The sequence below is a fragment of the Duganella zoogloeoides genome (genome assembly GCF_034479515.1).
In the GTDB taxonomy this organism is placed as follows: Bacteria; Pseudomonadota; Gammaproteobacteria; order Burkholderiales; family Burkholderiaceae_D; genus Rugamonas; species Rugamonas zoogloeoides.
The window spans coordinates 1591548-1614597 of sequence record NZ_CP140152.1; the positions used below are offsets into that span (position 1 = coordinate 1591548).

At 63.6% G+C, this 23050-nt stretch carries 22 protein-coding genes and 2 tRNA genes; 16 read left to right on the plus strand and 8 right to left on the minus strand.

Annotated features, from left to right (window positions below; all coding sequences use genetic code 11):
* Window positions 1–3 precede the first annotated feature (3 nt).
* Window positions 4–957, minus strand: coding sequence for a thioredoxin-disulfide reductase (gene trxB / locus SR858_RS07030; RefSeq protein WP_019922037.1), 954 nt, complete (start codon window positions 955–957; stop codon window positions 4–6).
* Between the two features lie 210 nt (window positions 958–1167).
* On the opposite strand from trxB, the gene SR858_RS07035 reads away from it, so the two are divergent.
* Genes SR858_RS07035 through SR858_RS07050 form a run of 4 tightly spaced genes read left to right on the plus strand, consistent with a single transcriptional unit; the run spans window position 1168 to window position 6489 of the window.
* Window positions 1168–3582 (plus strand): DNA translocase FtsK, encoded by a 2415-nt coding sequence (locus SR858_RS07035; protein WP_019922038.1) that lies wholly within the window; start codon window positions 1168–1170, stop codon window positions 3580–3582.
* A gap of 10 nt (window positions 3583–3592) precedes the next feature.
* Entirely contained in the window at window positions 3593–4231 is a 639-nt protein-coding gene (lolA, locus tag SR858_RS07040) for an outer membrane lipoprotein chaperone LolA (protein ID WP_019922039.1), read from the plus strand.
* Window positions 4232–4276: 45 nt separating this feature from the next.
* Window positions 4277–5581, plus strand: a complete 1305-nt coding sequence (locus SR858_RS07045; RefSeq protein WP_019922040.1) for a replication-associated recombination protein A — start codon at window positions 4277–4279, stop codon at window positions 5579–5581.
* A 20-nt stretch (window positions 5582–5601) separates the two neighbouring features.
* Window positions 5602–6489 (plus strand): alpha/beta fold hydrolase, encoded by an 888-nt coding sequence (locus tag SR858_RS07050; RefSeq protein WP_019922041.1) that lies wholly within the window; start codon window positions 5602–5604, stop codon window positions 6487–6489.
* Between the two features lie 12 nt (window positions 6490–6501).
* Here the strand turns inward: SR858_RS07050 and SR858_RS07055 are convergent, their stop codons facing one another.
* On the minus strand, window positions 6502–6915 hold the full coding sequence (locus SR858_RS07055; protein WP_154819864.1) for a hypothetical protein: 414 nt from the start codon (window positions 6913–6915) through the stop codon (window positions 6502–6504).
* 269 nt (window positions 6916–7184) lie between these two features.
* On the opposite strand from SR858_RS07055, the gene SR858_RS07060 reads away from it, so the two are divergent.
* The 6 genes from SR858_RS07060 (at window position 7185) to SR858_RS07085 (ending at window position 11080) form a co-directional block, all read left to right on the plus strand.
* Complete coding sequence (locus SR858_RS07060; RefSeq protein WP_019922044.1) at window positions 7185–7391, plus strand: hypothetical protein; 207 nt, start codon at window positions 7185–7187, stop codon at window positions 7389–7391.
* 103 nt (window positions 7392–7494) lie between these two features.
* On the plus strand, window positions 7495–8787 hold the full coding sequence (gene serS, locus SR858_RS07065) for a serine--tRNA ligase (RefSeq protein ID WP_019922045.1): 1293 nt from the start codon (window positions 7495–7497) through the stop codon (window positions 8785–8787).
* Between the two features lie 92 nt (window positions 8788–8879).
* A tRNA-Ser gene (locus SR858_RS07070) sits at window positions 8880–8969 on the plus strand.
* A gap of 157 nt (window positions 8970–9126) precedes the next feature.
* Window positions 9127–9216, plus strand: a tRNA-Ser gene (locus tag SR858_RS07075).
* An 80-nt stretch (window positions 9217–9296) separates the two neighbouring features.
* Window positions 9297–10061, plus strand: coding sequence for an AraC family transcriptional regulator (locus SR858_RS07080; RefSeq protein ID WP_019922046.1), 765 nt, complete (start codon window positions 9297–9299; stop codon window positions 10059–10061).
* Between the two features lie 59 nt (window positions 10062–10120).
* Window positions 10121–11080, plus strand: a complete 960-nt coding sequence (locus tag SR858_RS07085; protein ID WP_040377806.1) for a DMT family transporter — start codon at window positions 10121–10123, stop codon at window positions 11078–11080.
* Between the two features lie 100 nt (window positions 11081–11180).
* Here the strand turns inward: SR858_RS07085 and SR858_RS07090 are convergent, their stop codons facing one another.
* Window positions 11181–11693, minus strand: coding sequence for a hemerythrin domain-containing protein (locus SR858_RS07090; protein ID WP_019922048.1), 513 nt, complete (start codon window positions 11691–11693; stop codon window positions 11181–11183).
* A 586-nt stretch (window positions 11694–12279) separates the two neighbouring features.
* On the minus strand, window positions 12280–13482 hold the full coding sequence (locus SR858_RS07095) for an MFS transporter (RefSeq protein WP_019922050.1): 1203 nt from the start codon (window positions 13480–13482) through the stop codon (window positions 12280–12282).
* Between the two features lie 103 nt (window positions 13483–13585).
* On the opposite strand from SR858_RS07095, the gene SR858_RS07100 reads away from it, so the two are divergent.
* Both SR858_RS07100 and SR858_RS07105 read left to right on the plus strand, forming a co-directional pair.
* The gene (locus SR858_RS07100) at window positions 13586–14503 is read left to right on the plus strand and encodes a LysR family transcriptional regulator (RefSeq protein ID WP_019922051.1); all 918 of its coding nucleotides are present in this window, start codon (window positions 13586–13588) and stop codon (window positions 14501–14503) included.
* Between the two features lie 127 nt (window positions 14504–14630).
* Window positions 14631–15638 carry a 2-hydroxyacid dehydrogenase gene (locus SR858_RS07105; RefSeq protein ID WP_019922052.1) on the plus strand — a complete coding sequence of 336 codons (1008 nt, stop codon included), beginning with the start codon at window positions 14631–14633 and terminating at the stop codon, window positions 15636–15638.
* Window positions 15639–15644: 6 nt separating this feature from the next.
* On the opposite strand, the gene SR858_RS07110 is transcribed toward SR858_RS07105, so the two are convergent.
* Window positions 15645–16217, minus strand: coding sequence for a UPF0149 family protein (locus tag SR858_RS07110; RefSeq protein WP_019922053.1), 573 nt, complete (start codon window positions 16215–16217; stop codon window positions 15645–15647).
* 155 nt (window positions 16218–16372) lie between these two features.
* Here SR858_RS07110 and SR858_RS07115 point away from each other — a divergent pair, with 155 nt between their 5' ends.
* Window positions 16373–16540 (plus strand): hypothetical protein, encoded by a 168-nt coding sequence (locus SR858_RS07115; protein ID WP_157094835.1) that lies wholly within the window; start codon window positions 16373–16375, stop codon window positions 16538–16540.
* On the opposite strand, the gene SR858_RS07120 is transcribed toward SR858_RS07115, so the two are convergent.
* Window positions 16537–16719: a hypothetical protein gene (locus tag SR858_RS07120; protein ID WP_019922054.1), complete on the minus strand. Its 183-nt coding sequence runs from the start codon at window positions 16717–16719 to the stop codon at window positions 16537–16539. The two genes, SR858_RS07115 and SR858_RS07120, sit on opposite strands and share 4 nt — an antisense overlap.
* Window positions 16720–16926: 207 nt before the next feature.
* On the opposite strand from SR858_RS07120, the gene SR858_RS07125 reads away from it, so the two are divergent.
* The 3 genes from SR858_RS07125 (at window position 16927) to SR858_RS07135 (ending at window position 21031) form a co-directional block, all read left to right on the plus strand.
* A complete protein-coding gene (locus SR858_RS07125; RefSeq protein WP_019922055.1) occupies window positions 16927–17064 on the plus strand; it encodes a hypothetical protein in 138 nt (45 codons plus the stop codon).
* 98 nt (window positions 17065–17162) lie between these two features.
* The gene (locus tag SR858_RS07130) at window positions 17163–17528 is read left to right on the plus strand and encodes a hypothetical protein (RefSeq protein WP_019922056.1); all 366 of its coding nucleotides are present in this window, start codon (window positions 17163–17165) and stop codon (window positions 17526–17528) included.
* A gap of 83 nt (window positions 17529–17611) precedes the next feature.
* A complete protein-coding gene (locus tag SR858_RS07135) occupies window positions 17612–21031 on the plus strand; it encodes a response regulator (RefSeq protein ID WP_019922057.1) in 3420 nt (1139 codons plus the stop codon).
* A gap of 13 nt (window positions 21032–21044) precedes the next feature.
* On the opposite strand, the gene SR858_RS07140 is transcribed toward SR858_RS07135, so the two are convergent.
* Both SR858_RS07140 and SR858_RS07145 read right to left on the minus strand, forming a co-directional pair.
* Window positions 21045–21626, minus strand: coding sequence for a hypothetical protein (locus SR858_RS07140; protein WP_019922058.1), 582 nt, complete (start codon window positions 21624–21626; stop codon window positions 21045–21047).
* 10 nt (window positions 21627–21636) lie between these two features.
* Window positions 21637–23049, minus strand: coding sequence for a M16 family metallopeptidase (locus SR858_RS07145; RefSeq protein WP_040377807.1), 1413 nt, complete (start codon window positions 23047–23049; stop codon window positions 21637–21639).
* Window position 23050 lies beyond the last annotated feature (1 nt).

A 23050-nucleotide genomic window follows, 5' to 3' on the forward strand; every position in this document is an offset into this window, starting at 1 on the left:
GGCTTACTCCTGCGCTTCGAGGTAGCGCTGGGCGTCCAGTGCGGCCATGCAACCGGTGCCGGCGCTGGTGATCGCCTGGCGGTAGATATGGTCCTGCACGTCGCCAGCGGCAAACACGCCCGGGGCGGTGGTGGCAGTGGCCATGCCTTCGGTGCCCGAACGCGTTTTGATGTAGCCGTTGTGCATTTCCAGCTGGCCTTCGAAGATGCCGGTGTTCGGCTTGTGGCCGATCGCCACGAACAGGCCGTGCACGGTGATTTCCGAGACGGCGCCGTCGTCGGTCGATTGCAATTTCAGGCCGGTCACGCCGCCTTCGTTGCCGAGCACTTCCTGCAGCGTGTGGTTGTACTTGATCTCGATCTTGCCTTCGGCAACCTTGGCGTGCAGGCGGTCGATCAGGATCGCTTCGGCGCGGAACTTGTCGCGGCGGTGAATCAGCGTGACCTTGTTGGCGATGTTCGACAGGTACAGCGCTTCCTCGACTGCGGTGTTGCCGCCGCCGATCACGGCCACTTCCTGGTTGCGGTAGAAGAAGCCGTCGCAGGTGGCGCAAGCGGAGACGCCACGGCCCATGAATTCCTGCTCGGTCGGCAGGCCCAGGTACTGGGCCGACGCGCCGGTGGCAATGATCAGGGTGTCGCACGTGTATTCATGGCTGTCGCCCAGCAGGCGGATCGGCTTTTCCGACAGGAAGGTCGTGTGGATGTGATCGAACACGATCTCGGTCTTGAAACGCTCGGCGTGTTGCAGCAGGCGCTGCATCAGGTCCGGGCCTTGCACGCCCATCGGGTCGCCGGGCCAGTTTTCGACATCGGTGGTGGTCATCAACTGGCCGCCTTGTTCCACGCCGGTGACCAGCATCGGGTTCAGGTTGGCGCGGGCGGCATAAACGGCGGCGCTGTAGCCGGCAGGGCCCGAACCGAGGATCAGAACGCGGGCGTGTTTGGTAGTGGTCATGGCGGGCTTCTTTGTAGATTGGAGTACATCGGAGTTGGGGGCATCTGCGGTGGAGGCAAGGGCAATGCCTCTTGCATTCACGCAGGCAATACAAGATTATAGTGCAAGCAGAAGATCAGGATGAATCGTGGGGCGGATGTGGCCTGTATGCCTTAGAATAGCTGTCTCTGAATCTTTCCTGTGCGATAACGTTGCAACACCTTAATACCTATGAGCAGTAAAAAAGTTCAGGAACGATCTTCCAAGTCTGGCGCAGGCGCCGGAACGACCTCGTCCGCAGCGTCCGCCAACGGCTACAAACGCACCCCCACCGAGCGCCAGCCGCTGCCCAATCGCCTGGTCAAGCTGCTGTCCGAAGCGCGCTGGCTGGCGCTGGCCGTGCTCGGCCTTTATTTCGTGCTGATCCTGGCCAGCTACAACAAGCTCGACCCCGGCTGGTCGCACGAAACGCTGGTGCCCAAGGTGACCAACCTCGGCGGCCGCGCCGGCGCCTGGCTGTCCGACTTACTGCTGTACATCTTCGGCATCTCGGCCTGGTGGTGGGCGTTTTGCGTGCTGCGCTACGTGTGGCAAGGTTACCGTAGCCTCACGCAAAAATTTGTCATGACCAAGCCTGCCGAGCCCGAGCATGCGCAAGAGCCGCTGATACGCGGTATCGGCTTCGTGCTGCTGTTCGTCGGCAGCGTGGGGCTCGAATACCTGCGCCTCGGTTCGCTCACGCGCCACGCAGAGTTGCCGCGCGTCTCGGGCGGCGTTTTGGGCGAGCTGATCGGCCATTCGGCGCACGTGGCGTTCGGCTTTACCGGCGCCACCTTGCTGCTGCTGTTGTTGTTCGGCCTCGGTTTTTCGCTGTTCTTCCAGGTCTCGTGGCTGGCGCTGGCCGAGCGCATCGGCTTCACGATCGAATCGGGCATCGTCTGGTTCATCCAGCGCTACCAGTACCGCGAAGACCGCCGCCAGGGTGAAGTCGCTGCCGTCAAGCGCGAGGAAACCGTGGTGATCGAGCGCGCCAAGCACGTGGAAAAACATCCGGTCGCCGCGCCGATCGTCAAGATCGAGCCGCAAGTGGTCACCGTGGTCAAATCCGAGCGCGTGGAAAAGGAGCGCCAGGCCAGCCTGTTCCAGGACCTGAACGGCAATCCGCAGCTGCCTACCTTGTCGCTGCTGGACGAGGCGCCCGAGGTGCAGGAAACCGTGGCGGTCGAAACGCTGGAATTCACCAGCCGCCTGATCGAGAAAAAGCTGTCGGACTTCGGCGTCGAAGCCAAGGTCGTGGCCGCCTATCCGGGCCCGGTCGTCACCCGCTACGAAATCGAACCGGCCACCGGCGTCAAGGGCAGCCAGATCGTGGGCCTGGCGCGCGACCTGGCGCGTTCGCTGTCGCTGACCTCGATCCGCGTGGTGGAAACCATTCCCGGTAAAAACTTCATGGCGCTGGAACTGCCCAACGCCAAGCGCCAGATCGTGCGCCTGTCGGAGATTGTCGGTTCCAAGGTCTATAACGACAACCCGTCGCCGCTCACCGTCGCGCTGGGCAAGGACATCGCCGGCAAGGCTGTGGTGGCCGACCTGGCCAAGATGCCGCACTTGCTCGTTGCCGGTACCACCGGCTCCGGTAAATCGGTCGGTATCAATGCGACGATTTTGTCGCTGCTGTACAAGTCCGACCCGGCCGACGTGCGCATGATCCTGATCGATCCGAAGATGCTGGAAATGTCGGTGTACGAAGGCATTCCGCACTTGCTGGCCCCGGTCGTGACCGACATGCGCCAGGCCGGCCACGCCCTCAACTGGGCGGTGAACGAGATGGAACGCCGGTACAAGCTGATGTCCAAGCTCGGCGTGCGTAACCTGGCCGGCTACAACGCCAAGATTGCCGAGGCGACCAAGCGCGAGGAACACATCCCGAACCCGTTCAGCCTCACGCCCGATTCGCCGGAACCGCTGGAAAAACTGCCGACCATCGTCATCATCATCGACGAGCTGGCCGACCTGATGATGGTCGTCGGCAAGAAGGTAGAAGAGTTGATCGCCCGTATCGCGCAAAAAGCGCGCGCCGCCGGCTTGCACTTGATTTTGGCTACCCAGCGCCCATCTGTGGATGTGATTACCGGCCTGATCAAGGCGAACATTCCGACCCGGATCGCGTTCCAGGTTTCGTCCAAGATCGACTCGCGCACCATTCTCGACCAGATGGGCGCGGAGACCCTGCTGGGCATGGGCGACATGTTGTACATGCCGCCTGGTACCGGCCTGCCGGTGCGCGTGCACGGCGCCTTCGTGTCGGATGAAGAGGTGCACCGCGTGGTGGCGCACCTGAAGACCACGGGCGAGCCGAACTACATCGAGGGCATCCTCGAGGGCGGCACGCTGGAAGGCGAGGGCGGCGCCGAAGGCGGTGCGGCTGGCGAGGCCGGTGGCGAGGCCGATCCGATGTACGACCAGGCGGTGCAAGTGGTGCTGAAAAATCGCCGGGCGTCGATTTCGCTGGTGCAGCGTCACCTGCGCATCGGCTACAACCGCGCGGCGCGCCTGCTGGAACAAATGGAAAATAGCGGCGTGGTTTCGGCCATGCAATCGAACGGCAACCGCGACATCCTGGTGCCCGCTGCCAGCGCAGAATAAGGAAAGCAATATGATGCAATTGAAGAAATCGGCTGCCCTGTTGGCCGTGGCCGGCGCACTGTTCGCCGGCTCGGTCCACGCCAGCGCGCTGGAACAGTTCAAATCGTTCGTGGCGTCCACCAAGGCCGCCAAGGGCGAGTTCACCCAGCGCCAAGTCAAGGGCGAGGGCAGCGCCAAGGCCAAGCCGACGCCACCGTCGAGCGGCACGTTTTTGTTCGCCCGCCCCGGCAAGTTCATCTGGACTTATACCAAGCCGTACGAGCAGGTGCTGCAGGCTGATGGCGAGCAGCTCTACATCTTCGACAAGGACCTGAACCAGGTCACCACCAAGAAACTCGGCGACGCGCTGGGTTCGTCGCCGGCCTCCATCCTGTTCGGCAGCAACGACCTGGAAAAGAGTTTTACCTTGTCGGAAGCGGGCACGCGCGATGGTCTCGAGTGGCTCAAAGCCGTACCGAAAGCCAAGGATTCGAGCTTCGAACAAATCACCATCGGTCTGCGCAACGGCTTGCCGGAGGCGATGGAACTGAAAGACTCGTTCGGCCAGACGTCGGTGCTGGCGCTGTCGAAAATCGAAAAGAATCCGGCCTTGACGGCCACCAGCTTCAAGTTCGTGATGCCCAAGGGCGCGGACGTGTTCAACAACTAGGTAGCAGGGCGCTGCCAGTCGTTCAGCGTCGCACATCTCAACACCATGGCAGACCTCTTCACCAACGAACCCCGCCAACCGCTGGCCGAAGCGCTGCGCCCCAAGACCCTCGATGAGGTGATCGGCCAGCGCCACCTGCTGGGGCCTGGCAAGCCGCTGCGGCTGGCTTTCGAATCGGGCCAGCCCCACTCGATGATCCTGTGGGGCCCGCCTGGCGTGGGCAAGACCACGCTGGCGCGCCTGACCGCCAACGCTTTCGATTGCGAATTCATCGCCTTGTCGGCCGTGTTCTCGGGCGTCAAGGATATCCGCGCCGCCATGGAGCAGGCCCAGCAGAACCTGGTGCTCGGCAAGCACACGATCTTGTTCGTCGATGAGATCCACCGCTTCAACAAGTCGCAGCAGGATGCGCTGCTGCCGTACGCGGAATCGGGGCTGGTGACGCTGATCGGCGCCACCACCGAAAATCCATCGTTCGAAGTCAACTCGGCACTGCTGTCGCGTGCGCAAGTGTATGTGCTCAAGTCGTTCGATGAGGCAGAGCTGCGCGAGATGGTGGACAAGGCCCGCGCGCGGGTACTGTCGCACCTGGAGTTTGATGATGCCGCACTCGATACCCTGATCGGTTATGCCGACGGCGACGGCCGCCGCCTGCTCAACCTGCTGGAACAGACCAGCACCGCCGCCAATGCCGCCAAGACCAACAAGATCACGCCGGCCTTTATCGAGAACGCGTTGACGCTCAACGCGCGCCGGTTCGACAAGGGCGGCGACAATTTTTACGACCAGATCTCGGCGCTGCACAAATCGGTGCGCGGCTCCAACCCGGACGCGGCGCTGTACTGGCTCACCCGCATGCTCGATGGCGGCGCGGACGCGCGCTACCTGTCGCGCCGCATCGTGCGCATGGCCTGGGAAGACATCGGCCTGGCCGACCCGCGCGCCATGCAAATCGCCAACGATGCCGCCACCACGTTCGAACGGCTGGGGTCACCCGAAGGCGAACTGGCGCTGGGCCAGGCCGTGATCTACCTGGCGATCGCCGCCAAGAGCAACGCCGGCTACAACGCCTACAACCAGGCCCGGGCGTTCGTCAAAACCGACAAGAGCCGCGAAGTACCGGTCCACCTGCGCAACGCCCCGACCAAGCTGATGAAAGAACTCGGGTACGGCCACGAATACCGCTACGCCCACGACGAGCCGAACGCCTACGCCGCCGGCGAAACCTACTTCCCCGACGATATGCGCGAGCCGGGCTGGTACCAGCCGGTGCCGCGCGGGTTGGAGAGCAAAATTGCGGACAAGCTGGCATTCTTGCGCCAGCTCGATGCCGACGCCGGCAAAACCTGATCCCTGTCTAGAGGAACCCCATGCAACAGCTCGTGGTCGATGGCATCGACATTTACATCGATGGTCCCGAAGAGGACGAGCATGCCGAGACCATCGTGATGATCCACGGCTGGCCCGATACGTATCGGCTGTGGGAGCCGCAAGTGGCCGCGCTCAGGCATCGCTACCGCTGTGTGCGCTTTACCTTGCCCGGCTTCGACAACAGCAAGCAGCGCCGGTCGTACACGCTGGACGCGACCATGCGCATCCTGCTGCACATCGTCAACAGCGTCAACCGCAAGCAGCCGGTGATCCTGATGACGCACGACTGGGGTTGCGTGTTCGGCTACGAGTTTTACATGCGTCACCGGGCTGCGGTGTCGCGCATCGTCGGCGTCGATATCGGCGATGCCAATTCCGAGACGACGCTGCGCTCGCGCTCGCTGGGGCAGCGCATGATGCTCAACGGTTACCAGAATGTGCTGGCGCTCGGCTGGGCCATCGGCGGCGGGATCGGCAACCTGGTTACCCGCACCATGGCAGGCATCATGAAAGTGCCGTCGCCGCGCGAGCATATTTATTCGGGCATGAATTATCCGTATTACATCCTCACGGCCGGCAACATCGGTTCGTACCGGGCGCTGGTGCCGTTCAAGCCGCGCGTGCCGATGCTGTTCATCTATGGCATCCGCAAGCCGTTCATGTTTCATTCGGGGCCGTGGACCGAGATGCTGGCGGCAAGAAAAGGGTGCAAGGTGGTGGCGTTCAATACCGGGCACTGGCCCATGGTGAGCGAGCCGGAGCGGTTCAACCAGGTCGTGCTGGACTGGCTCGATGGCGTGGCCGAGGCGGCGCCGAAGGAAGAAGGGGACGGGGAAGTCGTCGTGGCAGAGGAGCAGGCTGCCGCCGGTGATGATGCGGCAGCCTGATAATACAACTGATCAGCGCAGGCGGATCGGCTTGATGTAGGGAGCGAACGGCGGTGCCGGCAGTTGCACGTCGGCATAGGCCTTGCGGAAGCAGTCGGCTTTCTTGTTGTCCACGTCGGTGGTGCTGCTGACGACTTTGCCGGCGCTGTCCAGGGTCAGGATGATGGTGACCGGATACTTGGACAGGTCGTGGCAGTTGCCGCGATCATCGAGCTTGTGGGTATTGTTGTAGTTCAGCGAAACTTCTTCGTACTTGGTCGCCTTGTCGTTGGGGAACTGGGCATTGAACTTGGCCATGACGCCGGCAAACGCAGGGTTGGCCGGTGGCGGCGCTTCGTTTTCCGGCGGACCGCTCATGGTCGAGCAACCGGCCGCCAGTGCCATCAATGCGCCCATGGCGCCCATTTTCAGGAATTGTGTTTTCAAGTTATTCTCCGATAGGCTTGTTGTTGACTCATCGTACACATTTCAATGCCGTCATGGCGCACGATTAGTTGCGTAGTTGAAATCCTGCAAGCAAGTCCCCGGCAAGTCCCCATTCAAGCGCCGAGTCCGGCTGCATCGGCACCGTCTTTTTGCAGTCCATCCGCCATTTACGGCGCTTCATCGCATCCGCCGCGCAAGCCATACGCCCTTTAGCTACAGTACATCCATCGCAGGACAACTTGTAGACCACCCACTCAAAGGAGCGCATCATGAACATCACCAAACACATGGAAAGTATCTTCGTCGCCGCCGCTGTGATCGCCGGCGCCACCAGCTTCGCCAGCGCCGCCGATGCCGACGCCACCCGCCTGGCGCTGAGCGCCCCGGTGACGCAAACGGTGATTCACCACGCCAAGATGCAGGTAGTGGTCGTGGCAGCCAAGCGCTTGAGCGCCGCTGAAAAAGCCGCACTGTAACCGCCACCCCGATCGGGACAGCCGGCGGGCTGTGTAAAACTCGCTGGGAACGGACTTCCTCTTGGTACAATTGACGTTTTCGATACAACGGCACTGCGCTCCCATGATTGATATCCAACTCCTCCGTAAAGACATCGCCAACGTCGCCGCGCGACTGGCCACCCGCAAGTACCAGCTCGATGTGGACGCGTTCAACGCGCTCGAGTCGGAACGCAAAGCGATCCAGACGCGTACCGAGGAATTGCAAGGCAAGCGCAATTCGCAGTCCAAGCTGATCGGCATGTTGAAGGGCAAGGGCGAAGACACCACCGCGCTGATGGCCGAAGTGTCCGGCCTCGGTGACGAACTCAAGGCCAACGAAATCGCGCTGTCGGCGGTACAGGCCAAGATCAGCGACTTCATGCAGGCAATCCCGAACCTGCCGCACGAGTCCGTACCACAGGGCACCGACGAGTCGGGCAACGTCGAAGTGCGCAAGGTCGGCACGCCGCGCACGTTTGAATTCGCAGTGAAAGACCACGTCGATGTGGGCGCGCCGCTGGGTCTCGATTTCGATGTCGCCACCAAGCTCACCGGTTCGCGCTTCTCGGTCATGAAGGGCGGCATTGCGCGCCTGCACCGCGCGCTGGCGCAGTTCATGCTCAACACCCATACCGACGAGCACGGCTACACGGAGTGCTACACGCCATACATGGTCAACGCCGATTCGCTGCGCGGCACCGGACAGTTGCCCAAGTTCGAAGCCGATCTGTTCTCGGTGAAAAAAGGCGGCGTGGAAGGCGAGGGCGAGAACTTCTACCTGATCCCCACCTCGGAAGTGACGCTGACCAACCTGGCCCGCGACGAAATCCTGGCGGCCGACGCGCTGCCGATGAAGATGACCGCCCACACGCCATGCTTCCGCTCGGAAGCGGGCAGCTATGGCCGCGACACGCGCGGCATGATCCGCCAGCACCAGTTCGACAAGGTCGAGATGGTGCAGGTGGTTCATCCCGACACGTCGTACACGGCGCTCGACGAAATGGTCGGCCATGCCGAAACCATCCTGCAACGGCTGGGCCTGCCGTACCGCGTGATGTCGCTGTGCACCGGCGACATGGGCTTTGGCGCCACCAAGACCTTCGACCTGGAAGTGTGGCTGCCGGCGCAGAACACCTATCGCGAAATTTCGTCGCTGTCGAACTGCGAAGCGTTCCAGGCGCGCCGCATGCAGGCGCGTTTCCGCAACCCGCAAGGCAAGCCGGAAATGGTGCACACCCTCAACGGTTCCGGCCTGGCCGTGGGCCGCACGCTGGTGGCCGTGCTCGAGAACTACCAGCAAGCCGATGGCGGTGTCGAAATTCCAGCAGTGCTGCGTCCGTACATGGGCGGCCTGACCCATCTGCAAGCTGCCTGATCGCGGGCTGGAAAAAAGGCCTTCCATTTTCCGGAAGGCCTGCTATAATCTTGCCTTCTCGCACCAACACGTTAGTGTCTGATGCAAGAAAAGGAGAGGTGGCAGAGTGGTCGAATGTACTTGACTCGAAATCAAGCGTAGGGGCGACCCTACCGTGGGTTCGAATCCCACCCTCTCCGCCAAAGATGTGAGAGAACCCGCTTCGGCGGGTTTTTTCTTTTCTGCGGCAAAAAATCAAGATAAATAGTTTGTTGAAAGTTTGCACCGGCAGGCATGGTTGGCCCTTCCGTTTTTGACGGCGGCCTGCTATGATCCTGCCTCCGCTGGCAACAGCGGAAAGGAGAGGTGGCAGAGTGGTCGAATGTACTTGACTCGAAATCAAGCGATGGGGCAACCTATCCGTGGGTTCGAATCCCACCCTCTCCGCCAAGGATGTGAGAAAACCCGCTTCGGCGGGTTTTTTTTCGCCATGCTAGACTGGCGTGTTACACATTCCGTCCGTCCGCCCCATGTCCGCGCTTGTCCCTCCCTTTGTCGATATCGATCTGCGCAGCTACGGCGAGCGCTGGGGGACCGATCGCCACGAGTTTGCGCAGCTGGTGTTGCCGGTTACCGGCGTGGTGGAGGTGGAGGTGCTGGGCCGCCAGGCCCGTCTCGATCCGCTGCATGGCGCAGTGGTGGTGGCCGGCGCCTGGCATGCCCAGCGCAGCGACGTGGACAACCGGTCCATCATCCTCGATTTCGACCAGGCCGAACTGGAACAGCCGAGCCGCCAGCTGCTGCTGGAGCGGCCGTTCGCTGCCATCGGCCCGGCTGCGCGCAAGCTGATCGAATTCATGCACCTGATGGCCGAGCAGCAAGCTGTGCAGCCCGGCATGTTGCGCGGCTGGACGCCGTTGTTGCTCGATACGCTGGCGCTCGGCGTGCCGCAAGCGCGCTCGCGCCTGTCGGCATTGCTGGCGCAGGTGGAGGCCGATCCCGGTGCCGCGTGGAGCACCGAGTCGATGGCCGCGTTTGCGCGCCTGAGCACCAGCCGCCTGCATGCGCTGTTTCGCGAAGAACTCGATACCAGTCCGCACTTGTGGCTGCTGCACCGGCGTCTGGACCTGGCCTGCGCGCAGCTGGCGGAGGGCAGCCGGCCGCTCGCCGAGGTGGCGCTGGCCTGCGGCTTTTCCGAGCAGAGCGCGCTCACCCGCGCCATGCGCACGCATCTCGACACCACCCCCGCCGCCTATCGCCGCAGCAAGCAGGAGCTGGCGTCAACAAAGCAGTAGCCTACGCCAAGAATTCCATCGCGCCAGCAGGGAGAATCACTTCTTTCGGAAGGATCTCCATGCTATTGAACAATCATCGACTGGGCATCGCCGCCGGCGTGCTCGCCTGCGCACTGTGGGGGCTGGTGTTCCTGGCGCCCGAAGTCACGCCCGGCTTCACGCCGCTGCAATTGTCGGCCGGCCGCTACCTGGCTTACGGGCTGGTGGCGGCGTTGCTGATCGGGCCTGGCTGGCGTCGCCTGCGCGGGCGCCTGACCTGGCGCGAATGGCGCGGCCTGGTGTGGCTCGCGCTCACCGGCAACCTGGTTTATTACGTGTTGCTGGCCAAGGCCGTGCAGGCGGGCGGGGTGGCGATGACGTCGCTGGTGATCGGGCTGTTGCCGGTGATCGTGACGCTGGTGGGCGCGCGCGACCGCCACGCGGTGCCGCTCAAACGCCTGCTGCCATCGCTGGCGTTGAGCATGGCGGGGTTGCTGTGCATTAGCTGGCAAGCGCTGGCCGCGCCAGGTCATCAATCGACGTTGGGGCTGCTGTGCGCGCTGGGCGCCTTGCTGTCGTGGACGACCTACGTGGTCGCCAACAGCCGCTGGCTGGGACGCTTGCAGCAGGTGTCGGCGCATGAATGGAGCTTGCTGACGGGGCTGGTGACGGGCGCACTGGCGCTGGCGCTGGCAGTACCGGCCTTCGTGCTGGCCGCGCCAAACGCCGACCATGACACCTCGGGCTGGCTGGTGTTCACCGGCATTGTCACCGGGGTGGCGGTATTGTGCTCGGTGATCGGTAACGGCCTGTGGAATGTCGCCAGCCGCACGCTGCCGCTCACCATGACCGGCCAGTTGATCGTGTTCGAGACGGTATTTGCCGTGTTGTACGGATTTATGTGGGAGCAGCGCTGGCCCACGGTCGCCGAGGGCGCAGCGCTGTTGTTGCTGCTCGGTGGCGTGGCGCTGTGCGCGCAAGCGCACCGGCCGCAGCGTACGGCACCGCCCGGTATGCCTGGCAAGCGGCAGCCTGCCTGACCCGCTGCGGCAGGCGCCGACCCCGGAACGTGTACCGGCAGGGCGCGAGGCATTCCTTGAGAGAATACCTCGGCTGTCTTCTCGCTGCCTGGACAGGTTCTTACAGCGAAGGACGGCGGCCTTCCATGGCGGCAGGCGGGATCATCGGCGGAGGAATCTCTTCGATCTCGTCCTTGCGCGCCTGGATCTGTTCGCCTAGCGCGACCAGGTCGATGCCGGCTTTTTTAGCCTGCGGGAACATTTCCTCTTCTTCTTCCTTGACGTGATGGTCGATGTATTCGCCCAGCACTTTCACCTTCGCGTCGTACAGGTCGTCGTGCGGATCCATGGCGTGAATTTGCGCGATCAGATCCTTGGCGGACGCGTGTTCAACGGTTGCTTCGTCAACCAGGTCGTCGCCTTCCTTGACGTCGGCGCGCACGGCCGGATAGAAAATTTCTTCTTCGGCAATCGCATGCTTGGTCAATTCCAGGCAGATTTTCTCCGCCAGCTTCTGTTTGGTCGCAAACGCGCGGTCACCCAGTTCTTCGTATTGCTTGAACATCGCTTTGACTTCGTCATGATCCTGCTTGAGCAGGGCGACGGCATCGCGTGGTTTGGCTATGGAACTCATGGCTACTCCTTGTGGGTTGGGTTGCTGAACTGCCAGCATGGCAGAGGACCGACGGCCACTCCGTGCGGTGGGACGGTAGGCGCTGTAGGTAGTGTCCTACTCGCTTGCGGGTGGAGGCAGTGTAAAAAACATAAAACAATTACTGCTATTTTTGGAATGTTTTTTCTCATCCGCTGCGCTGCCAGCGAAACAATCCCATGCTCCAGTTTGAATATCCGCGGCCCCAGCTGGTACGCGATGGCTGGACGTCGCTTAACGGCGAGTGGAACCTGGCGTTCGACGCTGCGCGCCAACATCGCGGTCCCCAGGATGCCATCGACTGGCCCCATCGCATCCTGGTGCCGTTGCATCGGAGGCGGCAGCGAGCGGCATCGGCGACCACGGTTTCCATCCCTGCGTATGGTACCGCCGCAAACTCGACGGTATCACGGCCGGCGGACGTACCTTGCTGCGTTTCGGCGCGGGGGAGTACTACCACTCCGACCACGCGTTCCTGGCCGGTCGGACCGCAGCCGAAAAAGTACGCGCCGCCAGCACTGGCGCCAGCGACGCGGTGCAGGTCGCGCAATCCTGGGAGTAGGGTGACTTATCGCGCCGGCTTCGCGGCCGGCGCGTGCTGGACTGCCGTTGGCGCAATCGCTGCCGATATCACCGCCGCCACGATCACGGCCACCACGGCCAGCGCTGCTGCCGCATACCCCACCGCATGCACGCCCCAGCTCGAAATTGCCAGCCCACCGAGCGCCGCACCCAGCGCGATACCGCCATTGGCCGCCGACACATTGATGGTGCCTGCCAGCGCCTGGGCGCCGGTCGCGGCCTTCATCACGCGGATCTGGCAGATCGGATACAGCGCCGTGTTGGCAATGCCCCACACACCGAGCGCCAGCGCAAACCACGCACGATTGCTGCCGAAGCCGGCCAGCGCCGTGGTGGCCGCCATACCGAGCGCCAGGACCATGCAAAACAGCGCCGTGGTGGCGAGCGGCTTGCTGTCAACCCACAGGCCGCCGAGCCAGTTGCCGAACAAACCGACCGCGCCAAAGCCCATCAGCCACCAGCCCACCAGCGACGGCGCGATGCCGGCCGATTTTTCCAGCAGTTCGGCCAGGTACGTATAGCCGGTAAACATGGCGGTAAACACCAGCACCGACAGCGCCACGTTGGCCAGGAAATATGGGCGCTTGAGCACGGCCGCCTGGGTGCGCAGCGGCACCGCTTCGGTGGCCTGCACGGTGGGCATGCTGATGGTCATCAATACTGCAATCACGGCCGACAGCGCGGCCAGCAACGCGAACGCACCGCGCCAGCCGATGGCGTCCGCTGCCAGGGTGCCAAGCGGAATGCCGAACAGCATCGCCGCCGAAATCCCCAGGTAGACGGTCGAGACGGCGCGGCCGCTGTTGCCCGGGCCGGCAATTTGCGCAGCGGTATCACTGGCCGTGCCCCAGAACACGGGCAGCGCCAGTGCGGGCAACAGGCGGGCAATCGCCAGCACCCAGATATTCGGCGCCACGGCGGCCAGCGCATTGGCGGCGGCAAACAGCGCCAGGATGGCAATGAACAGCTTCTTGCGGTCGAAGTGGGCCAGCGCGGCGGTCAGGAACGGTCCCGCCACCATCACCACCACGGCAAACAGCGTCACCAGCTGGCCGGCCGAGGTAACGGATATCGCCAGGTCGCGCGCCAGTGCCGGCAGCAGGCCGACGATCAGGAATTCGGTGGTGACGATGATGAAGGCGGCAATCGCCAGGATGGCAATCGAGGCTTTGGAAGAAGAGGTAGCCATGGTTTTTCTTGTGAGTTGTCAGGTTAAACAGGGATAAATGATATAAAAGAAAAATATTCCACTGTTGGACAAGAATTCCACTTAATTTAAGAAAATAATTCCAGTGCATCCGACCGAACGCTTGAAAGGCATTGCCACCTTCGTTGCCGTTGCCGAAGCCGGCAGTTTTACCGCTGCCGCCCAGCGCCTCAATCTGACCAACTCGGCGGTGGGCAAGGCGATTGCCCGCCTGGAAGAGCGGCTGGGTAGCCGATTGTTCGAGCGCAGCACGCGCCGCTTGCGCCTGACCGACGCCGGCCACGCCTACCGGCAGGTGTGCGTGCAGGTGCTGGAAGACCTGGAAGCGGCCGAGCGCGTACTGGCGTCCGACGATGCGGTGCCGTCCGGGCGCCTGCGGGTAGACTTGCCGGCGACCTTCGGCCGCCTGCGGGCGTGGCCGGCGCTGCTGCAGTTTGCAGGCACGCACCCGCAAGTGATGCCACACGTCTCCTTCACGGACCGTTTCGTGGACCTGGTGGAGGACGGCGTGGATGTTGCGGTGCGCATCGGCGGCGCCGACAACGAGGTATGGCCGGCGGCGCTCGACCATCGCACGCTGGGATACGAAGAATTGATTTTTTGCGCAGCGCCAGCCTACCTGGATATCCACGGCGCACCGGCATCGGGCGCGGACTTGCTCGATCATGCAGCGGTGCTGTACGGTCGCGCCGACGGCAGCACGGCGCCATGGCTGCTCCGCGCAGAATCGGCGTCGGTGGTACGCCAGCCGATGACCGGGCGCGCCGTGCTCGGTAATGCCGAAGCCCTGGTCGGTGCGGTGGAGGCCGGCCTCGGCGTGGCACAACTGGCGACCTGGCTGGTGGCGCGCCAGATTGCCGAGGGACGGCTGGTGGCGCTCCTGCCGCAGTTGACCACGCAGGGCTTGCCGCTGCACATCGTCTGGCAGCGCAGCCGTTCGCATGCGCCCAAGGTGCAAGCGCTGATCGCGCACCTGGCGGCAACCTTGCATATCGGCGCCTGAGCCCGGTAGGGGGCCGCTCGCGGTGCATTGCGGCGCCGGTGGGCAATATGCCCCAGCCGTTGGTGATGACTTTATTGTAAGCAGCAGCTACCATGGTCCGACAGAGCACTACTGACAGGGAGAGACCATGAAAGTTGCGGTATATAGCGCGCGGCGCTACGACAAGGCACTGCTGGGACAGGCCAACAAGGAGGCCGATGAACAGGGCGGCCACACGCTGCGGTTCCTGGAGGACCGCCTGACCGCCCACACGGCGGCCCTGGCCGAGGGCTGCGGCGCCGTCTGCGTGTTCGTCAACGACACCGTCGACGCCGAGGTGCTGGCGCTGCTGGCCGCGCAAGGCACGCGGCTGGTGGCCACGCGTTCCACCGGCTACAACCAGATCGACACCGAAGCGGCGGCGCGGCTGGGCATTGCGGTGGTGCGGGTGACCGACTACTCGCCGCATTCGGTGGCCGAGTTCGCGGTGGGCCTGCTGTTGGCAGTGAACCGAAAGATCGCCCGCGCCAGCGCGCGCACGCGCGACGGCAATTTCGACCTCGACGGCCTGATGGGATTTGATTTGCACGGCAAGACCGTGGGCGTGATCGGCACCGGCAAGATCGGCACCATTTTCGCCCGCATCATGGCCGGCTTCGGCTGCACGGTGGTGGGCCATGATCGTTACCCGTCACCGGCGTTCGAGGCGCTGGGCGGGCGCTACGTGGGAGTCGATGAATTGCTCGCCTGCAGCGACGTAGTATCGCTGCACTGTCCGCTCACCGACGACACGCGCCACATCGTCAACGCCGACTCGCTGGCGCGGGCCAAGCGCGGCAGCGTGCTGGTCAATACCAGCAGGGGTGGCCTGATCGACACCGACGCCGCCATCCAGGCCCTTAAAACGGGCCAACTGGGCGGGCTGGCAATCGACGTCTATGAACAGGAAGCGAACCTGTTCTTCCAGGATTTATCGTCAACCATCATTTGCGACGACGTGATTCAGCGCCTGGTGTCGTTCCCCAATGTCATCGTTACCGGCCACCAGGCTTTCTTCACGGTGGAAGCGATCGGCCAGATCATGCGCACCACCATCGAGAGCATCACCGCTTTCGAGCGCGGCGAAGAACTGGTCAACCGCGTGCCGGCAAATTAGCCCGGCTTACTTGCCTTCGCCGCAGCACTTTTTGTACTTCTTGCCGCTGCCGCAAGGGCAGGGATCGTTACGTCCCACCTTGGCGGTCTTGGCGGGGGCCGCCGGGTGGAAGTGGGCGTGGATAAGGATCACCGAGGGTGTTACTGCCGCCTCCCAATCCTCGCCGGCGCGCGCGAACGGCGCCAGCCAGGTGGGCTCGGCGGCGCGCAGGGCATGCCAGCTGGCGGCGTCGAGTTGCATGCCGGCTTCAAAGCCGGCGGTCCAGGCTTCGGCCGTCCAGGCGCCGCCGCATTCGTAGATCGGCTCGAAACTGGCCGGATCTTTTTGCATCCAGGTGCGCATGTACTGTTCATGGCGCAACACCAGCACGGTAGCGGCCTCGACCGCTTTGGCGTCGGCCGGCGCGGCATCGCCCCAGACCACCGGCAACCACGCTGCGCGGGCGATGTCGCCAGGGCCGATCACCAGCGCCGTCAGCAAACCTTCGAGTCCGGCCACGTCCAGCGCTTGCGGCGAGATGGCGGCCAGCAGGTCGTCGAGTTGGTCGTATTCGTCATCGTTGAGCGGAGTGTTGAGCATGGCGGCAATCTGGTAGTGAACTAATCGAGCCGACATTGTACCCGTTGCAACACAACAGCTGGTATTGCAAGCAATTGGTAGGGCTTGGGTGCGGTGGCGCACTAAATAATCGGACCGCATGGCCGAGAATGGCGGTATTCAATGAGGAGAGCACCATGCCCGCCATGTCAAACACCCCAGCCGAGCTGCGCGCTCACATCACGCCCGACCCGGACGTGCCGCCGCCACCACCGGAAAAAGACCCACCGCCCGATAACACGCCGCTGCCCGAGGAGCCTCCGATCGAAGAGCCTACCCCCAAGCAGCCGCCAATGAAGGTTTAAGGTTGGGACGGCGCCGCGTTACCGTCCTTCGGTAACGGCGGAATGCTCTTGATCGCTTCGTCAGTCTCCTGCTTGCCTGGCGAAGGTTCGCCGCTGCCGATATCGGCCTCCTCGGTCAGGTGGCCTGCGTCGCGCGCGGGATCGTGGTCGCTGGTGCCCGGTTTGGATGCTTGATTCATATGGTCTCCCGTTGATGTGTCGTCACAGCCTAGCATGTTCATCCGCGGTCCGGCGCACGCGCTGGCAATGGTGCAAACATGATAGAAAGTGTGACAGTTGTTGCTCTTGAGTTACATATTTTCATATTTCTTCGGTGCGTCACACTGCTGTCATCGAAGTGTTTCTATAATTTAGTCAGATCATCGTTTTTCACAACGGAGAGCATCATGGGCAATTCCCTGCACAATAAAATCTACCTCGGCCGTCGTAGCGTTGCCTTGGGCACCAAGCGCGTACAGGCACTGCTGTGCGTAGCGGCGTTTGCCAGCATCGGCGCGGTCTGGTTGCTGATCCGCGCGTTGTAGTGCCTTGCCCGCGGACGATGCAGGGCTGCGCGCCTTGCCGTCGTGCCGTGGTGCGCGTACCATGAGGGCCGCAGCAGTCTCTTATGGAAAAAATGGCAATGAAGAACGACAAATTAACGCAAGACGAATACAACGCGCTCGATGAAATCAAGGCTGGCGTCAAGACCGAGCGCTACAGCGCCTGCGTGGGCCGCAATACCAAGCGCTTGGCTGGCCTGAAATTGTTCAGCGTTGCCCGCAACGGCCGTATCTCCCTGACCGACAAGGGCGAGCAGACCTTGTTCCTGCGCCGCTGCATCCTGGCGCTGCGCGCCATTGCCGACGATGGCGCGAGCCCGATCGGCGCCGACGTGGCCCTGTTCCTCGGCAAGAAATCCCATATCGTGCCGCGCGCCGAAGGCGGCTTCGAGATTTCCGACAAGGGCCGCGAATCGCTGGCCGACATCGAACAACAGGGTCTGTAACGACCAGGTATCACCAAAAACGCTCCGCTGGAGCGTTTTTTTTTGTTGTATCCTAGCATTGCCACCACACCACTGCGCCGCCCGTGAAAAGAATCGATACCCTGCAAAAATTCAGGAAGCTGTTCGGCGTGCTGGTGGTCGCCGTCGCGGTGGTGGTAATGATCATCGTCATCGGCCTGGCCCATGTGCTCAACCAGAGCCGGCTGCGCTACTACGCCGCGGCCGATGAAACCGCGCGCAACCTGGCCATCACGCTCGAGGGATTTTTACAGGCGCATTTCCTCGAGGTGGACCTGGCGCTGCGGCGCGCCAACGCCGAGTTCGGCGCCATGCACGCAGCCGGCACCTACACCGACCAGGCGTTCAGCACCTATCTGAGCAGCCTGAAGGAGCGCGTGCCGCAGGCGCAGGCGGTGCGCGGGTCCGACGCCAGCGGCCGGGTGATTTTTGGCGACGAGGTCGATCCCGCCCATCCGCAAGACATCAGCATCCGTGAATTCTTCCAGCGCGCGAGGCTTGAGCGCAAGCTGAGCTTTGGCTTGCCGGTGCAATCGCGCATTACCGGCAAGTGGGTGTTGCCGGTGGCGATGCCGCTCACTTTGCCCGATGGCAGCTTCGGCGGCACGGCGTATGTGACCATCAACAGCACGACGCTGGACCAATCGTTTGCCGCGCTCAAGATCGGCGCGCACGGTTCGATCGTGCTGCTCGATGCGCGCAAGCGCGTGCTGCACCGGTATCCGCAAGTAGAGGGCATGGAGATCGGCAGCATCATCAAGGTCAACCCGCTCACCCAGGACATTCTCGACGGCAAGAGCCGGCGCGGTACGTTTACCGTGATCAGCCCGCGTGATCAGCTCGAACGCACCTTGAGCATGGAGCAGGTGGGCAACTATCCGGTGTACGTGGTCGTTGGGCTTGCCAGCAAGGATTTCCTGGCGCCGTGGTATCACAAGGAAATTCGCAACGTCGGCATCTTCATAACGCTGATGTTGCTGCTGGCCGCTGTGCTGCTGCAGAGCTTGCGTGTCGGCTTGCGCAAGCAGTGGCAATCGGTGCAGCAACTGGTGGAGGCCGAAGACGCGCTGCAACAGTCGCTGGCGCGGTTGACCGCTTCCGAATCGCGCTGGCGCTCGCTGACCGAAGGCTTGCCGCAAATGGTGTGGACCGCGCGTGCCGACCTGCGCCTCGATTTTCTCAGTCATCACTGGCAAGAATTCAGCGGCATTGCGGCACAGGAAATGATGGGCGACGGTAACTGGTCGCGCGTGATCCATCCCGACGACATGGCCCCGCTCGCTGCCGAATGGCTGCGCGCCAGGCAAGGCGGACGCGAGTTTCGTTGCGATGCCCGCCTGCGCCGCCACGACGGCGTGTGGCGCGTGTTCGACCACCATGCGCTGGCCCAGCAAGATGCCCATGGCAATGTGCTGGGCTGGGTGGGCAGCAGCACCGACCGCACCGAATCGCGCGCCGCCCACGAGGCGCTGTTGCTGGCGAAGGAGGAGGCGCTCAAGGCCGGCCGCGCCAAGACCGAGTTCGTGGCCAATATGAGCCACGAAATCCGCTCACCGATGAACGCCGTGCTGGGCATGCTGCAATTGCTGCAGCAAACCGGCATGAACGAGCGCCAGCAGGATTACGTGGCCAAGGCCGGCTCCGCTGCCCGCGCCTTGTTGGGGCTGCTCAACGACATCCTCGATTTTTCCAAGGTGGAGGCCGGCAAGCTGGCGCTCGACCCGCACCCGTTCCGTTTCGATAAATTGTGGCGCGACCTGGCGGTGATTCTGTCGGCCAACGTCGGCGCCAAGCAGGTGGAAGTGTTGTTCCGCATCGACCCGGCGCTGCCGGCGGCAGCCGTGGGCGACGACCTGCGCCTGCAACAGATTCTGCTCAACCTGGCCGGCAACGCCATCAAATTCACCGAACGCGGCGAAGTGGTGGTGTCGGCGCGGCTGGCAGCACGCAGCGGCACGCGGCTGGCCGTGTGCTTTGCCATCAGCGATACCGGCATAGGCATCTCGGACGAACAGCGCCAGCGCATTTTCGACGGCTTCTCACAAGCCGAGGCATCGACCGCGCGCCGTTACGGCGGCACCGGCCTGGGCCTGGCGATCAGCCAGCGCCTGGTGGCGCTGATGGGCGGCCAGTTGGGCGTGCAAAGCACGGTGGGCAAGGGCAGCGTGTTCGACTTCATGCTCGAGTTCGAAATCGCGGACGGCGCGGCGCTGGCGCCGGTACCGTTCCATGCGCTGGCCCACCTGTCGTGCCTGGTAGTGGACGACAATCCCACCGCGCGCGCGGTGCTCGGCGAAATGGCGACCTCGTTCGGCTGGCGGGTGGACCTGGCGGCCGGCGGCGAGCAGGCGCTGGCGATGATCGCCGCCAGGATCGAAGCCGGCAGCGCCTACGACGTGGTGTTCATCGACTGGCGCATGCCAGAGCTCGACGGTTGGGAAACCAGTTGCCGCATCCGCCAGCTGGGCGCCAGCGGCAAGTTGCCGCTGATCGTGATGGTCACTGCCTATGACCGCGAAATGCTGGCCCAGCGCCAGCAGGACCTGTCGCCGGTGCTTGACGGCTTTGTCGTCAAGCCGGTGACGGCGTCGATGCTGTTCGACGCCGTGGCCGATGCCCGCCTCGAGCACCGCGTGCACCGCCCGGCCGTGCCGATGCCGGCCGGTTCCCGCCTGGCGGGACTGCGGCTGCTGCTGGTGGACGACAATCCGGCCAACCAGCAGGTGGCCAGCGAGTTGCTGAGCAATGACGGCGCCCGCGTGCAGGTGGCCAGTTCCGGTCTGCTGGCGCTTCAGGCGCTCTCCGGCCAGGCGCCGTTGCCGGACCTGATCCTGATGGACATCCAGATGCCGGAAATGGATGGCTACCAAACCACGCAAGCGATCCTGCGCCAGCTGGGTCCGGCAGCGCCGCCGATCGTGGCCATGACCGCCAACGCCATGGCCGCCGACCGCACCGCCGCCCTCAACGCCGGCATGGCCGACCACGTGGGCAAACCGTTCGATCTGGCGCAGTTGATCGATGTGATCCTGCTGCACGTGGGGCGCGCACCGGTGTTGCCGATGGAGGCGGCGCCGGCATTGACGTTGGAAATCGGCGCTGCGCCCGTGGTGCATGACCGCAGCTTGCCTGCCCCCGGCATCAACAGCGAAGCCGCGCTCAAGCGCATGGGCGGCCTGAAGTCGATTTACCTGATGGCCTTGCGCGGTTTCGTCGAGGAAGCCGCGCGGCTGCTCGCGCAAATCGACAGCGCCCGCCCGACCCATGACGTGCAGGCCGCACTGCTGCCGCTGCATACCCTGAAGGGACTGGCCGGCACCATCGGCGCCGAACGCCTGCAAGCGCTGGCGCGCACCGCGGAAAGCGCGTTGAAGAACGCGCCGCACGCGTGGGAGGAGCTGGGGCCGGTGATGGAGGAAACCGCAGGATTGGGCGACGAGATTGCCACGCTGGTAGCGACACTTGCTGCGCCACCCGCCGGTTGATTGTTGCAACAAGTTAGCCCACGGTAAACATCATACTACCGCCCAACGCCATCTTTTCCCGCAACAGCGTGCTGGTGCCGATATCTTCGAGCGTCGGCCAGGCGACCAGGCTGGTGAGCTGGACGGCGGCGTAAGCTCCGTCGTCGGCGTGCCAGACCACGCTCAGGACCAGGCTTTCAATGCCTTCTGGGGTGACGCCCCGGACGTTCGCACCGGACGAGGTCGCAACATCATATGCATAGCGCTGGTGGTGCACGGGGAGGGCAGCGTATTGCTGCCTGGCCCATGCCGGGTCCGGCCGCTGGAGCGGCCCGGGGTCTGGATCGTCCGGAAATAACTCGGCAAAGGTTCTGCCCGCAGGCTCGGTGGCGCCGTCTGCCACCAGCGCGACAGTCACGCGCTGGTCCGGTGACAGTTCGCGTACCGCGACGAAGGTCAGCATGGTGGTTGGAGCGGCCGTGGCGCCACCCACGTCGAGGCAGGCGCGCGGCGCCATCGTGCGGCGGCTCGCGAGCCGCACATCGATCATGGTCATGCCGGCCGTGCTGACTGTCGCCATCACGACATCATCGACCTCGATACGCAAAGCCGGCATGATCCGTTCCCTATTTGGCGGCTGGCTGGAAGCCATCGGTGCCGATGTCGAGTTCCGTCACGTCGCCGTATTTTTTGGCGACGTCGCGGATGTCGTCAGCCTTGCCGATCAACACCGTTTGCAGGTTGTTGCGCGGGAAGTGCTGGTTCACCAGTGCCTTGGCGCGCTCGGGCGTGAGGCTGTCGACGTCGCGCGTAAAGTTGTCGATCTGTTCGCGGCCGACGTTGGACGCGTACATATCGCCGAGCAGCCCGGCCAGCTGTTCGCCGGTTTCATAGCGCGGCGGGAACTGGCCTTTCACGTACGCCTTGGCCGAATCGAGCGTGGCCTTGTCGATGCCCTTGTCCCACAGGCGCTGGTAGGTCTTGTGCGCCAGGGCCAGCGCATCGCCGGTCTTGGCCGACGCCGTGAAACTCGAGATGGCAAAGGTGCCGGTTTGCGACAGCACGCTGAACTGGCTGTTGGCGCCGTAGGTCAGGCCGGAGTTTACGCGCAGCTCGTCGTTGAGCCACGACGTGAAGCGGCCGCCCAGGATGGTGTTGAGCACTTGCAGCGGCACGTAGTCGGCGTCGTTGCGGGCGATGCCGGCGCCGCCGATCAGGAACGTGGTCTCGATGGCGTCGGGCTTGTTCACCAGCCACACGCGCGACCTGTCGGCTTGTACTTTACCGTTGTCCTGCTGCTGCGGCGCCGGGCCGGCAGCTTTCCAGGCGCCGAACAGCGATTCGATCTGGCGGCGCATCTCGTCCTTCTGGAAGTCGCCCACCACCACGATGGCGGCGTTGTCCGGACGGTAGAACTGGCCGTAGTAGCGTCGCACGTCAGCTTGCTTGAGCGCGCTGACGCTGCCCACCGTGCCGCTGGCGGGAATACCGTACGGCGCGCTGCCGAACAGCATGGCGCGGTAATACGTGTTCACCACGTTGCGCGGCGCTTCCTTGGCTTGCTTGAGACCGATCACCTTGCGGTCGCGCAGCTTGGCCAGTTCGGCCTCGTCGAACGACGGCTGCTGGACGATCTCGGCAAACAGCGGCAGCAGGGCGGCGGCGTCCTTGCGGGCGAAGTTGGCTTGCACCGTGCTGGCCTCGGCGCCGGCGCCGCCGGCCAGGCGTGCACCGCGGAAGTCGAACGCCTCGTCGATGGCCTTCTTGTTGCGGGACGTGGTGCCCAGCAGCAGGGCGTCGCCGGTGAGGTTGGACAGGCCCGGCTGCGCGGCGTCGTTGACGGCGCCGGCCTTGACCACGGCGCGCACCGAGATCAGCGGCACTTCGTGGCGTTCCATCAAGTACACGGTCAGGCCGTTGGGCAGCTTGACGGTTTCGAACGCGGGCAGGCGGAATTCAGCGGCGGTGGCGGTGGCCGGCAGTGTGGCGGCGGCCAGCACGGTGCCTGCTGCCAAAACAGCTATCTTGGTGTATGTCATG

What these genes read in the sequence shown, in the direction of transcription:
- lolA (WP_019922039.1), top strand. Translation starts at nt 3,593, where the DNA reads ATGATGCAATTGAAGAAATCGGCTGCCCTGTTGGCCGTGGCCGGCGCA.
- SR858_RS07130 (WP_019922056.1), top strand. Translation starts at nt 17,163, where the DNA reads ATGAAGAACGACAAATTAACGCAAGACGAATACAACGCGCTCGATGAA.
- SR858_RS07035 (WP_019922038.1), top strand. Translation starts at nt 1,168, where the DNA reads ATGAGCAGTAAAAAAGTTCAGGAACGATCTTCCAAGTCTGGCGCAGGC.
- SR858_RS07060 (WP_019922044.1), top strand. Translation starts at nt 7,185, where the DNA reads ATGAACATCACCAAACACATGGAAAGTATCTTCGTCGCCGCCGCTGTG.
- SR858_RS07125 (WP_019922055.1), top strand. Translation starts at nt 16,927, where the DNA reads ATGGGCAATTCCCTGCACAATAAAATCTACCTCGGCCGTCGTAGCGTT.
- SR858_RS07080 (WP_019922046.1), top strand. Translation starts at nt 9,297, where the DNA reads ATGTCCGCGCTTGTCCCTCCCTTTGTCGATATCGATCTGCGCAGCTAC.
- SR858_RS07140 (WP_019922058.1), bottom strand. Translation starts at nt 21,626, where the DNA reads ATGCCGGCTTTGCGTATCGAGGTCGATGATGTCGTGATGGCGACAGTC.
- SR858_RS07095 (WP_019922050.1), bottom strand. Translation starts at nt 13,482, where the DNA reads ATGGCTACCTCTTCTTCCAAAGCCTCGATTGCCATCCTGGCGATTGCC.
- SR858_RS07145 (WP_040377807.1), bottom strand. Translation starts at nt 23,049, where the DNA reads ATGACATACACCAAGATAGCTGTTTTGGCAGCAGGCACCGTGCTGGCC.
- SR858_RS07105 (WP_019922052.1), top strand. Translation starts at nt 14,631, where the DNA reads ATGAAAGTTGCGGTATATAGCGCGCGGCGCTACGACAAGGCACTGCTG.
- trxB (WP_019922037.1), bottom strand. Translation starts at nt 957, where the DNA reads ATGACCACTACCAAACACGCCCGCGTTCTGATCCTCGGTTCGGGCCCT.
- SR858_RS07045 (WP_019922040.1), top strand. Translation starts at nt 4,277, where the DNA reads ATGGCAGACCTCTTCACCAACGAACCCCGCCAACCGCTGGCCGAAGCG.
- serS (WP_019922045.1), top strand. Translation starts at nt 7,495, where the DNA reads ATGATTGATATCCAACTCCTCCGTAAAGACATCGCCAACGTCGCCGCG.
- SR858_RS07090 (WP_019922048.1), bottom strand. Translation starts at nt 11,693, where the DNA reads ATGAGTTCCATAGCCAAACCACGCGATGCCGTCGCCCTGCTCAAGCAG.
- SR858_RS07120 (WP_019922054.1), bottom strand. Translation starts at nt 16,719, where the DNA reads ATGAATCAAGCATCCAAACCGGGCACCAGCGACCACGATCCCGCGCGC.
- SR858_RS07085 (WP_040377806.1), top strand. Translation starts at nt 10,121, where the DNA reads ATGCTATTGAACAATCATCGACTGGGCATCGCCGCCGGCGTGCTCGCC.
- SR858_RS07115 (WP_157094835.1), top strand. Translation starts at nt 16,373, where the DNA reads ATGCCCGCCATGTCAAACACCCCAGCCGAGCTGCGCGCTCACATCACG.
- SR858_RS07110 (WP_019922053.1), bottom strand. Translation starts at nt 16,217, where the DNA reads ATGCTCAACACTCCGCTCAACGATGACGAATACGACCAACTCGACGAC.
- SR858_RS07050 (WP_019922041.1), top strand. Translation starts at nt 5,602, where the DNA reads ATGCAACAGCTCGTGGTCGATGGCATCGACATTTACATCGATGGTCCC.